The organism is Microbacterium sp., from assembly GCF_051860965.1.
Classification (GTDB): Bacteria; Actinomycetota; Actinomycetes; order Actinomycetales; family Microbacteriaceae; genus Microbacterium.
Genome location: NZ_JBIMKU010000001.1, coordinates 252,992 through 263,968, shown reverse-complemented (window position 1 = coordinate 263,968; position 10,977 = coordinate 252,992). Strand labels below are relative to the sequence as shown.

Sequence of the window (10,977 nt, the reverse complement as noted above, 5' to 3'; positions counted from 1 at the left end):
TGCGAAGAGCGTGAGCGAGCCCGATGATTCCCGTCGAGAGCGACGATGGATGCCTGCGGTTCGACGAGAATGGTGTGGTTCGCGGGCTCGCGCGTGAGCGCGATCGAGGGGAGTGCGCGTGTTCGACAGTCCGCTTTCGGCATCGGCCTACGAGGTGCTGGGGGTCGAGGCATCCGCCGACGACGAGACGCTCCGCAAGGCGTACCGCCTGCGCCTGCGTCAGACGCACCCCGACACGGGCGGCGACGCGGCGGTGTTCATCCAGGTGCAGCGCGCGTGGGAGCTCGTCGGAGAGCCGGCGGCCCGGGCCGCCTACGACCGGGGTCACGGGTTCGGCACGCCCGCGTTCGCGCCCGAAGCGCCGGTGTGGCGCCCTGCCAGGGCGGCGGCCGACACCCGCCCGCGAGCCCGCTCGCACGGGCAGCCCGGCGGCTGGCGACGCGAGCGCTATCTGACGCTCATGCGCGAGTGGGTGGGCCGCGGTGCGACGCTGGACGACCCCTACGACCCCGCCCTCGTGCGGTCGGCGCCGCATCATGTCCGCCGGCTTCTCGCGGATGCGCTCGCCGAGGAGGCGACGGCGCGCATCGTGGGCGATCTCGGCATGGGGTACACCGTCTGGCACGACGTCGAGGCGAGCGGGCGCGGTGGCGATCCCGACGCGAAGATCGATCACATCGTGCTCGGCCCGAGCGGCCTCTACGGGGTGCTGTCGGAGGATTTCGGCGGCCCCGTGCGGTTCCGCCGCGGCGAGATCATCGGAGACACCGTGGCCGAAGCGCCGGTCGCGGGACTCCTCGCGCGCATGCGGGTCGTCGCCCGGGCAGCCGGTGTGCGCTTCGGCGGTGCGATCGTCGTGCTGCCCGACGACGACGTCGACGAGCCCCTCACCGAGCTCGGGAAGGTGCGCGGCACACCGGTCGCGGTGGTCTCCCGCAGCGCGCTGTCGACGGCGCTCCGTCGCGGCATCACGGGAGTCCGGGCGGTCGGCGGCAACGAGTCGTTCGACGTGCGCACGCGCCTGCAGCAGACCGTGCGGTTCGCCTAGCGGCGCGCACCCCGCCGTCGGGCGTCAGTCGAGGCCGAGCAGTGCGAGCGGGTGGGTCAGTCGCCACCATGCGCTCGGCGGCTCGATGTCGGTGCCGAGCTGCAGCTCGACCGTGGTCCGATCGAGCGGCCCCGTGACGGTGAGGTTCCCGACCTCGGCACCCTTCGTCCGCGCGTCGCCGAGCGAGAAGCTGGTCTCGGCGGTTCCGGATCCGCCGTTCCAGAGGATGACCGAGGCATCCGTCGCCGTCACGATCGGCACGTCCTGACCCCACTCGGTGGTCACGCGGCCCACGGACGTGCCCGCCGTCACCGACGGCACGGGCTGCAGCTCGGCTTCCAGCTGCGTGTAGAGGGCTCGGGATGCCGCGATCCGCGACGCATCGTCGGGCTGGATGAGCACGGACGCATAGGTGCGGACGACCGTCTCGCCGATGGTGATGTCCTTCGCGGAGAGCAGGTTGTAGCCGACGAGCGTGCCGGTCTTGATCCCCACGACACCGGGATCGGCGAGAAGCCCGTTCGAGTTCTGCACGAGACCGGCGCCGGGCAGCTCCACGGCGGGCGTCGCCACGATGCCGGCGATGACGGGGTTCGCCAGCGCCTTCTGCCCCAGCGCGAGGAGCGCCTCGGGGGTCGCGACGTTGCCGGCATCCATCCCCGTCGGCTCGACGACCGTCACGCCGTCGATGCCGTGGGTGCGCAGCCAGCTGTTCGCGGCGGCGGCGAAGACGGCATCGGTCGGCCACAGGTTGCCCGCGAGCCGGTCGGCGTAGTTGTTCGCCGACCCGATGAGCATGCCCTGGAGCAGCTGGTACTCGGTGAGCGTTCCGCCCACCGGGACATCGAGCGCGGACTCTCCGTTGTCGCGATAGGACCAGTAGCGCGCACGGTCGTTGGAGGAGAACCGGAACTCCGGACCCTGCTCACCCACGGAGAGCGGCATCTCCTCGAGCACGACGAGGGCCGTCACGACCTTCGTGATGCTCGCCATCGGCTGCAGGTCGGCGGTCGTCGCGAGGCTGCCGGGGATCCCCGCGACCGATACGGACGCGCTTCCCTGAGCGGGCCAGGCGGGAGCGGCCGCGGCGGCCGCGACGGGCTGGACGGCGATCCCCTCGACCGAAGGAGCGACCTCGTGCAGGGGCCACAGCAGCGCGCCGGCGGAGTACACCCCGAGCACTCCCGCGACGAGCAGCGTCGGGATGACGACGCTCGGCCGGAACGGCGAGCGACGCGGGCGGCGCTCGAGCAGGTCGGGGGGCTCGACCGCGGGCTGCGCGGCGTCGGTCAGCGACGCGGGAGACCGGCGGATCGTGGCCTCGGTGACCCACGTGAGCGCCGGGGGAGCGACCGGCGCCGGCGGCGCCGGCGTCGTGGAGCCGTCGGGTGTGACGGGGGCGTCCGGGACGGACGCGGGGGCAGTCGGCACAGCGGGGGCGGCGGGCGCCGGGGCCGCGACGGGGGCGTCCGCCGGAGTCGTGACGGATGCTGCGGCACCGGCACCGGCACCGGCACCGGCCGCGAGAGCGGGCCGCGGTCCTCGCGACGCGACGTAGGGCGGCTTGGTGAGGGGCGGAGTGGACGGCTGCGGCTGCGCGTCGATCGTCGCCGTCTCGCCCGTGGCCTCGCCGGGAGCGCCCGCGCTGCGCAGCGCACGGCGCGACGGAGCGGCGGGTTCTTCCGAGGTCACCCGCCTACGGTACCCCGACCACGGCTATACTCATGGCCACAACCACGGGAGTCCGGTGAGCCGGGCTGAGAGGAAGCGATCCACGCTTCGACCGTCGAACCTGATCCGGATCATGCCGGCGCAGGGAGGAGCATCCGATGCACACGTCCACGTCCGCATCCACCGTCACAGCCGCGCCCGGGCGATTCCGCTGGCGCGTCGTCGACATCGTCGTCGCCAGCGTCATCGGCGTCGCCTCGGGAGTGCTGTTCTGGCTCTGGGGCCTCGCGTGGCCCGGTCTCGACACGGCGCTGTCGTTCACGCCCGGCCTCTCCGGGCTTCTGGCCGGCGGCTGGCTCTTCGCCGGCGTGCTCGGCGGTCTCGTCGTGCGCAAGCCCGGCGCCGCCCTCTACGCCGAGGTCGTCGCGGCCGTCGTCTCGATGGCGCTGGGCACGCAGTGGGCCTTCCTCACGCTCGTGTGGGGCCTCGTGCAGGGGCTCGCCGCCGAGCTCGGCTTCGCCGTCTTCGCGTACGCCAATTGGCGTCTGGTGGCGGCCCTCGTCTCGGGCGCCTTCGCGGGCGTCGCCGTCGCGCTGCTCGACACCAACTTCTCGTCGGTGGCGGCGCTGTCCGCCGAAGCGCGCGCGGTCTACTTCGTGTCGGCCGTCGTTTCGGGCATCCTCATCGCAGGGCTCCTCTCGTGGGTCGTCGTGCGGGCGCTCGCCGCGACCGGCGCGCTCGACCGCTTCGCCGCGGGTCGCGAGGCGCGGTCGCGCGAGGCGGAACCCGTCGACGCCGCGTGAGCGGCGCGCGCGTCGTCGCGCGCGGCTGGGGGTGGCGGCACGCCGGGCGGCGGCGCTGGGCGGTCTCGCAGCTCGACCTCGACCTTCAGCCGGGGGAGCGGGTGCTCCTGCTCGGCGCGAGCGGATCGGGAAAGAGCACGGTGCTGCGCGGGCTCGCGGGGGTGCTGGGCGACGCCGAGGACGGCGAGTCCGCGGGTGAGCTGACGATCGACGGCGCGGCCGCGGCATCCATCCGGGGCATCGCGGGACTCGTGCTGCAGGATCCCGACGCGCAGGTGATCCTGGCTCGCATCGGCGACGACATCGCCTTCGCGTGCGAGAACCTGGGCGTCCCGCGCGACGAGATCTGGCGGCGGGTTGATCGGGCGATGGATGCCGTCGGCCTCCCGTTCACACGCGACCACCCGACCAGCCGCATGTCGGGGGGCCAGAAGCAGCGTCTCGCGCTGGCGGGTGTGCTCGCGATGCAGCCGCGGCTGCTGCTGCTCGACGAGCCGACTGCGAACCTCGACCCCGCAGGGGCGGTGGAGGTGCGAGATGCCGTCATCCGCGCCGCTGCCGAGACCGGGGCGACTCTCGTCGTCGTCGAGCACCGGGTCTCGCTCTGGGCGGAGCACGTCGACCGGGTCATCGTTCTCGGCGAGGCGGGCGTCCTCGCCGACGGCACCCCGCAGGCGGTCTTCGCGAGCCACGAGCGCGAGCTGACCGCATCCGGCGTGTGGGTCCCCGGCGTCGCGCCCGCATTCGAAGCCGCCGCTCGGACGGGCTCCGCCGACCTGCTCCTCGGGGCTCGGGACCTCTCGGTGGGACGCAAGGCCTTCGGCGCCAAGACCGCGGTGGACGCGGCATCCGGGATCTCCCTCGGAGTGCGTACCGGGCGCGCTCTCGCCATCACGGGGCCGAACGGAGCGGGCAAGTCGACCCTCGCGCTGACGCTCGCGGGGCTGCTCGAGCCGGTCTCGGGCGACCTCGCGGGCAGCGACGAACTGCGCGCGGGGCTTCCGCCCGCTCCGGGGCGCTGGCGATCGCGCGACCTGCTCACGCGGATCGGCACGGTGTTCCAGGCGCCGGAGCATCAGCTGCTGACGTCGAGGGTGCGCGACGAGCTCGCGGTCGGACCGCGCGCGCTCGGACTCGACGCCGTTCAGACCGCGGAACGGATCGACCCGCTGCTGGAGCGCCTGCGGCTCGCGCACCTCGTAACCGTCAACCCGTTCACGCTGTCGGGCGGCGAGAAGCGTCGGCTCACGGTCGCGGCGGCGCTCGCGACCCGGCCGCGCGTGCTCGTGCTCGACGAGCCGACCTACGGACAGGATGCCCGCACCTGGCGCGAGCTCGCCGCGCTCATCGACGAGGTGAGAGCGCAGGGCACCGCCGTCGTCTTCGTCACGCACGACCGCGACCTCGTCGAGGCGCTCGCCGATCACGAGGTCGTGCTGTGAGTCTCGTCGATCCGGATCTGCGCCATACGCGACTCGGCCGGATGAACCCCGTCGCGAAGCTCGCGGCCGCGGGGATCCTGTCGATCACGCTCCTGCTCTCGATCGACCCGGTGTCGGCCGGCGTGACGCTCGGCCTCACGCTCCTCCTGCTGCCCTTCGCCCGGATCCCCCCACGAGCACTCTGGCTGCGCGTCTGGCCGATCGGCGTGGGCGCGCTCATCGCCGCCGACGCGACCGTGCTCTACGGGCGTCCGTCAGGGCAGATGTACGTCGAGTGGGGGCTCCTGCGGATCAGCGAGGGGTCGATCGACCTCGCCCTGGCGATCTTCCTCCGCGTGCTCGCGATCGCGCTGCCGAGCATCATCCTGTTCGTCACGACCGACCCGACCGATCTCGCCGACGGGCTCGCGCAGATCGTGCGGCTTCCGGCCCGCTTCGTGATCGGCGCCCTCGCGGGGCTCCGGCTCGTCGGACTGCTCATCGACGACTGGCGGGAGCTCTCCCTCGCGCGTCGCGCACGAGGTGTCGCCGACGCCGGACGCCTGCGGCGCTTCCTCGGCCAGGCGTTCGCCCTGTTCGTCCTGGCGATCCGCCGCGGCACGAAGCTCGCCACCGCGATGGAGGCCCGCGGTTTCGACGCGCCCGTCCCGCGGACGTGGGCGCGGCGGTCGGTGCTTCGATGGCCGGATGCCGCGCTCGTCGCGATCGCCGCCGGGATCGCCGCGGCATCCGTCCTCGTCGCCGTCGCTGCCGGGACGTGGAACTTCGTCCTCGGCCTGTGACGGGGGCCGATCAGATCGACCAGTGCATCCCGCCGTCGACGCTGATGGTGTCACCGGTGATGTAGCCGGCCTGCTCCGAGGCGAGGAAGGGGACGAGCGCCGCGGCCTCTTCGGGCTTCCCGAAGCGCCCCGCGGGAATGCGCTGGCGGATGAACGCCTGCTTCGCCTCGCCGTCGGGCAGCGAGCGCCGCACCTGTTCGCTGTCGACCCGGCCTGGGGCGATGCAGTTCACCGTCGTCCCATGCGCCGCGACGGTCCGTGCGAGCGCCTTGGACCACAGGATGCAGGCGGCGACCGCCGCCTGAGCCGCCGAGACCACGGTCGGCTCGAGCAGACCGACGAAGTTGACGACGCGGCCGCGCCCGCTCGCCTCGAGAAGGGGGAGGACCGCCTCCGTGAGTCGGCGCTTCGCGTGGAAGTTGAGTTCGAACTGACGCTGCCAGATCTCCTCCGTCAGCACCGTGCCCGGTTGCTCGGCGGCCCCCGCGACGTTGACGAGGACGTCGAGCCTGCCGTGGTGCGCGCGCACGGCAGCGGCGATGTGCGTCGCGGCATCCACCTCGACGAGATCGGCGACCACGACGAGGGGGAGCCGGCCATGCGTCCGCTCGATCTCCTCGGCTGCCGCCGTGAGCTCATCGGCACGCCGCGCGACCATGACGACGTGCGCTCCCTCGGCGGCCAGAGCGGAAGCGGTGGAGCGGCCGATGCCCGCGCTCGCGCCGGTGACGACCGCGACGCGATCGGTGAGATGCAGATCCATGCTCGGAGGCTACGGCGAGGAGTCGCTCCATGTCGAGCGCTTGCTTGACGTGGAATCGGAGGTTGACAGCGCGGGCGCGGGATGACGTATGCTGAGACCGTGACGTCGAGTCAAGCGAGCGCTTGATTCAGACTCCACTCGAACCCGGCAAAGGCGCTTACGGAAGAGGGCATTCGTGCAACTCCTGATCCAGCAGTTGATGAACGGCATCGCGCTGGGCTCGATCTACGCCATCTTCGCAGTCGGGTTCTCGCTCATTCTCGCTCGGATGGGCATTCTGAACGTAGCCCACGGCACGTTCGCCACGTGGGGCGCCCTTTCGTCCTACTGGCTGGTCGCCGAGGTCGGCGTGAATTTCTGGGTCGCGCTCCTCGTCGGCGTGCTCTTCGCCGGGCTCCTCGGCGTCGCCTCGGACGTGCTCGCCTTCGAGCCGCTGCGAAAGCGCAAAGCGGGCACCTTCGCCCCCATCATCGCGAGCATCGGCATCTGGATCGTGCTGCTGGCGGTCGCCGAGGCCTTCGCCGGCCCGTCGGCGACGAGTTACCCCGCAGGATCGGTGGCGACCGAGGCGTTCCGGATCGGCGGCTTCGTGATCCTCCCGGCCCAGCTCTACAGCGTCATCGCCCTGATCATCGTCGTCACGGGTGTCCATCTGCTCCTTGCTCGCACGCGGTTCGGCGCGGCCGTGCGCGCCGTGTCGTCCGACACCCGGTCGGCCACGATCGTCGGCGTCAACGCGCGCAGCACCCTCATCGTGGTCGCCTTCCTGGCGGGCGCCATCGCCGGCCTGGCGGGAGTGCTCGCCGCGCTCGCCGACAACAACGTGTCGTTCAACCTCGGCGAGGCGCTGCTGCTGAAGGGCTTCGCAGCCGTGGTGGTCGGCGGGTGGGGCGACATCCGCGGCGCCGCGATCGCGGGACTCGCCATCGGCGTTCTCGAGGTGATGAGCGCCCAGTACATCTCGTCGGGATTCCGCGACGCCATCACGTTCGGCGTACTGCTGCTCGTCCTCGTCGCGTGGCCCCGCGGCATCTTCCGCGAACGCCAGTTCGTCCGAGCCTGACCAGCGACCGAGCCAGACATGGAGACCGACTCGTGAGTACCGCAGCCTGGCTGACGACCCTGCAGTTCGCGGGCGTCAGCGCCCTCTTCGCCCTGGCGATCTACGCATCGCTGTGGACCGGCGTCCTCAGTCTCGCGCCCGTCTTCTTCGGCGCGTTCAGCGCCTTCACCTTCGCGTACATCGTGTCGTCGTTCGGCCTGCCGCCTGCCGTGGCCTTCCTCGTGTGCATCGTGCTCGGCGCCCTGCTCGGCGTCGTCACAGCCGCACTGCTCATCCGTCTCGAGAGCCACTACCTCGCGATGGCGACCATCGCGATGGTCCTGATCGGCCGCGTCATCATCCTGAACATCCCCGACCTCACGGGGGGAGCCACCGGCACACGGGTGTCGGGCGATCTCGGAACGTGGCTCTGGCTCATCGGCGCGCTCCTCGTCGCCGGCTTCATCATGTGGCGCCTGGGCGGCTCGCGCTTCGGCCTGGCCGCCGACGCCGTGCGTGAAGACCCCGCAGTGGCCGAGACGCTCGGCATCTCGCCGCGTCGCATCCAGTTCGTCGGCATGATCATCTCGGGCGCGTTCGGCGGAGCAGCAGGGGTGATGCAGGCGAGCTTCCTGCAGTACATCGGGCCGGACACCTTCTACACGCACCTCGGCTTCGTGAGCCTCGCGGCGGTCGTGCTCGGCGGTGCCTTCTACTGGCTCGGCCCCATCGTCGGCGCGATCGTCTTCACGATCCTTCCCGAGCTTCTGCGCGGACCGATGGGCGACTACGACCGTGTCGTCACCGGCATCCTGCTCGTCGTCATCATCATCTACATGCCGCGCGGTCTCGTCGACATGAGGCGCATGCGACTGCTGCGGGCGAAGTGGGATCGACGCCGTGCAGAGCGGCGAGGCGGCGCGGGCGCAGCGCTCGATGAAGCGCGCGAGGGCGAGAAGGCGGGGGCGACGTCATGACCGACGACACTCGATCCACCGGCGCCGACGAGGTGCTCGCCGTCGACATCGTCGGACTCACGAAGGAGTTCGGCGGCCTCAAGGCCGTCGTCGACATCACCATCAAGGTTCCGAAGCAGCGGGTGCACGGCATCCTGGGGCCGAACGGCGCCGGCAAGACCACCGTGCTCAACATGATCAGCGGATTCATCCGCGCCGACTCGGGCTCGATCAGCGTCTTCGGTGAAGACGTCACCCGGACCCGCCCCTTCGACATCGCGCGCAAGGGCGTCGCCCGCACCTACCAGAACATCCGGCTCTTCCCCGGCCTGACGGTCCTCGAGACGGTGATCGCGGGGGCGTACATGCAGCGCACGTCGACGATCGCCGGCGCGATCCTGTTCAGCCCCGCCGAGCGCCGCGAGCGCAAGGCCGCACGCGAGCGGGCAGCCGAGCTGCTCGACATGGTCGGATGCCGTGCCCCGCACGGCTCTCTCGCCGAGACGCTCTCGTACGGCGACCAGCGACGCGTCGAGATCGCCCGCGCTCTCGCCACCGATCCCCGCATCCTGCTTCTCGACGAGCCGACCGCGGGCATGAACGACGCCGAGTCCGAGCAGATCGGCCAGCTGCTCGTGCAGCTGAAGGATCTCGGGCACACGCTGATCCTCATCGAGCACAACATGCGGCTCGTCGAGGAGTTCTGCGAAACGGTCTCGGTGATGAACTCCGGGGCGCTGCTCGCCGAGGGAGCACCCACCTGGTGTCTCGAACAGGACGATGTGAAGGAGGCCTACTTTGGCAAGCGATCCGATGCTGCGCGTATCGCGACTCTCCGCCGGGTACGGCGCGATCTCGGCGGTTCGTGACGTCGACATCGAGGTGCGGCAGGGAACCCTCGTCGCACTGATCGGGTCCAACGGCGCCGGCAAGACCACGACCCTCAACACCATCGCGGGCCTGCACAAGCCGTCCGGCGGCTCCGTCACCGTCGGGGGTCGCGAGATCACCGGCTGGTCGGCCCACCGCGTCGTGCGGTCCGGTGTCGCGCTCGTCGCCGAGGGACGCCGCGTCGCGCCCCCGCTCACCGTGCTCGAGAACCTCGAGCTGGCCGCCTACAGCGGTCGCGGATCGCGCGCCGATCGCCGCGATGAGCTGGCCCGCGTCTTCGAGCTCTTCCCGCGCCTGGCCGACCGCAAGACGCAGTTCGCCGCGTCACTGAGCGGTGGCGAGCAGCAGATGCTCGCGTTCGGTCGCGCGCTCATGACGATGCCGCAGGTGCTGCTGCTCGACGAGCCCTCCATGGGGCTCGCCCCCTCGATCGTCGACATCCTCTTCGAGAACATCGAGACCCTGCACCGCGGCGGAGCGACCATCCTGCTCGTGGAGCAGAACGCCGAGCTCGCCCTCGAGGTGAGCGACGAGGTGTACGTCATGCAGCGCGGGCGGATCGTCTCGCACGGGACGGCCGAAGAGGTCCGGGGCAGCACGGAAGTCATGTCGGCGCTGTTCGGCTGAACGAGAGCAAGGAGTTCGGACAATGACCGAGATCGACCTTCAGGGGCGCGTGGCGATCGTCACCGGCGCCGGGCGCGGACTGGGACGCGAGCACGCTCTGGCGCTCGCATCCCGAGGCGCCACCGTCGTCGTGAACGACCGCGGAGGAGCCCTCGACGGCAGCGAGGACGGGGTTCCCCCCGCCGACGAGGTCGTCGCGGAGATCCGCGCCGCCGGCGGCACGGCGATCGCCGACGCCAACGATGTGAGCACGCTGGACGGGGCGACGAGGATCGTCGAACTCGCGACCTCGACCTATGGGCGTCTGGACATCCTCGTGAACAACGCCGGAATCCTGCGCGACAAGTCGTTCGCGAAGATGACCGAGGACGAATGGGCACCCGTGCTCGCCGTCCACCTGGGCGGCACGATGTCGATGAGCAAAGCGGCGTGGCCTGTCATGATCGCGCAGGGCTACGGTCGGATCGTCAACACGACGTCGGCCGCCGGGCTGTTCGGGAACTTCGGCCAGGCCAACTACGGCGCCGCGAAGGCGGGTATCTGGGGGATCACGAAGACACTGGCGATCGAGGGCGCCAAGCATGGCATCCACGTCAACGCGATCGAGCCGGGCGCACGCACGCGCATGACGGAGAACCTTCTCGGCGAGTTCGCCGATCGACTCGACCCCCGGCTCGTCTCGCCCGTCGTCGCGTGGCTGAGCGCCGAGGCGTGCGAGACGACCGGAGAGGTCTACAACGTCGGCGGAGGCCGCGTCGCGCGCGTCGTCATCGCCCAGACGCCGGGCTTCTTCTCGAGCGCCCTCACCCCCGAGGAAGTGCGCGACAACTGGGACGCGCTGAACGCCGTCGACGGTGCGGAGGTGATGGTGTCGTTCACGCAGGAGTTCGAAGTGCTCGCCGACATGCTGCGAGGCGTCACGGTCGACTCCTGATCCGCCCGACCCGACGGC

At 71.2% G+C, this 10,977-nt stretch carries 11 protein-coding genes and 1 riboswitch; of the genes, 9 read left to right on the top strand and 2 right to left on the bottom strand.

The features are described 5' to 3' along the window. Positions 1 to 118: 118 nt before the first annotated feature. Positions 119 to 1,048: a J domain-containing protein gene (locus ACTIFV_RS01175; RefSeq protein ID WP_439590974.1), complete on the top strand. Its 930-nt coding sequence runs from the start codon at positions 119 to 121 to the stop codon at positions 1,046 to 1,048. Positions 1,049 to 1,072: 24 nt separating this feature from the next. On the opposite strand, the gene ACTIFV_RS01170 is transcribed toward ACTIFV_RS01175, so the two are convergent. Continuing rightward, on the bottom strand, positions 1,073 to 2,740 hold the full coding sequence (locus ACTIFV_RS01170) for a D-alanyl-D-alanine carboxypeptidase family protein (protein ID WP_439590973.1): 1,668 nt from the start codon (positions 2,738 to 2,740) through the stop codon (positions 1,073 to 1,075). A gap of 34 nt (positions 2,741 to 2,774) precedes the next feature. Then, positions 2,775 to 2,884: riboswitch (TPP riboswitch) on the top strand. Here ACTIFV_RS01170 and ACTIFV_RS01165 point away from each other — a divergent pair. The 3 genes from ACTIFV_RS01165 to ACTIFV_RS01155 all read left to right on the top strand — a co-directional run bounded on the left by ACTIFV_RS01165 (position 2,878) and on the right by ACTIFV_RS01155 (position 5,746). After that, positions 2,878 to 3,522: an ECF transporter S component gene (locus ACTIFV_RS01165; protein WP_439590972.1), complete on the top strand. Its 645-nt coding sequence runs from the start codon at positions 2,878 to 2,880 to the stop codon at positions 3,520 to 3,522. (Overlaps the previous riboswitch by 7 nt.) Then, positions 3,519 to 4,964, top strand: a complete 1,446-nt coding sequence (locus tag ACTIFV_RS01160) for an ABC transporter ATP-binding protein (RefSeq protein ID WP_439590971.1) — start codon at positions 3,519 to 3,521, stop codon at positions 4,962 to 4,964. The genes ACTIFV_RS01165 and ACTIFV_RS01160 overlap by 4 nt, the downstream gene beginning before the upstream one ends. Then, on the top strand, positions 4,961 to 5,746 hold the full coding sequence (locus ACTIFV_RS01155) for an energy-coupling factor transporter transmembrane component T family protein (protein ID WP_439590970.1): 786 nt from the start codon (positions 4,961 to 4,963) through the stop codon (positions 5,744 to 5,746). Before ACTIFV_RS01160 ends, ACTIFV_RS01155 begins: the two co-directional genes overlap by 4 nt. Before the next feature lie 10 nt (positions 5,747 to 5,756). Here ACTIFV_RS01155 and ACTIFV_RS01150 read toward each other — a convergent pair whose 3' ends face one another. After that, positions 5,757 to 6,509, bottom strand: a complete 753-nt coding sequence (locus ACTIFV_RS01150) for an SDR family NAD(P)-dependent oxidoreductase (protein WP_439590969.1) — start codon at positions 6,507 to 6,509, stop codon at positions 5,757 to 5,759. A 175-nt stretch (positions 6,510 to 6,684) separates the two neighbouring features. Between ACTIFV_RS01150 and ACTIFV_RS01145 the strand changes: the two genes are divergently transcribed. Genes ACTIFV_RS01145 through ACTIFV_RS01125 form a run of 5 tightly spaced genes read left to right on the top strand, consistent with a single transcriptional unit; the run spans position 6,685 to position 10,959 of the window. Beyond that, positions 6,685 to 7,572: a branched-chain amino acid ABC transporter permease gene (locus ACTIFV_RS01145; protein ID WP_439590968.1), complete on the top strand. Its 888-nt coding sequence runs from the start codon at positions 6,685 to 6,687 to the stop codon at positions 7,570 to 7,572. Between the two features lie 32 nt (positions 7,573 to 7,604). After that, positions 7,605 to 8,528, top strand: coding sequence for a branched-chain amino acid ABC transporter permease (locus ACTIFV_RS01140; RefSeq protein ID WP_439590967.1), 924 nt, complete (start codon positions 7,605 to 7,607; stop codon positions 8,526 to 8,528). Beyond that, positions 8,525 to 9,376, top strand: a complete 852-nt coding sequence (locus ACTIFV_RS01135) for an ABC transporter ATP-binding protein (RefSeq protein ID WP_439590966.1) — start codon at positions 8,525 to 8,527, stop codon at positions 9,374 to 9,376. The genes ACTIFV_RS01140 and ACTIFV_RS01135 overlap by 4 nt, the downstream gene beginning before the upstream one ends. After that, entirely contained in the window at positions 9,306 to 10,025 is a 720-nt protein-coding gene (locus tag ACTIFV_RS01130; protein ID WP_439590965.1) for an ABC transporter ATP-binding protein, read from the top strand. The genes ACTIFV_RS01135 and ACTIFV_RS01130 overlap by 71 nt, the downstream gene beginning before the upstream one ends. Positions 10,026 to 10,047: 22 nt before the next feature. Continuing rightward, positions 10,048 to 10,959 carry an SDR family NAD(P)-dependent oxidoreductase gene (locus ACTIFV_RS01125; RefSeq protein ID WP_439590964.1) on the top strand — a complete coding sequence of 304 codons (912 nt, stop codon included), beginning with the start codon at positions 10,048 to 10,050 and terminating at the stop codon, positions 10,957 to 10,959. Positions 10,960 to 10,977 lie beyond the last annotated feature (18 nt).

Bases quoted from the DNA above. Each gene is read 5' to 3' on its own strand.
- ACTIFV_RS01165 (WP_439590972.1), top strand. From the start codon at position 2,878: ATGCACACGTCCACGTCCGCATCCACCGTCACAGCCGCGCCCGGGCGA.
- ACTIFV_RS01150 (WP_439590969.1), bottom strand. From the start codon at position 6,509: ATGGATCTGCATCTCACCGATCGCGTCGCGGTCGTCACCGGCGCGAGC.
- ACTIFV_RS01135 (WP_439590966.1), top strand. From the start codon at position 8,525: ATGACCGACGACACTCGATCCACCGGCGCCGACGAGGTGCTCGCCGTC.
- ACTIFV_RS01125 (WP_439590964.1), top strand. From the start codon at position 10,048: ATGACCGAGATCGACCTTCAGGGGCGCGTGGCGATCGTCACCGGCGCC.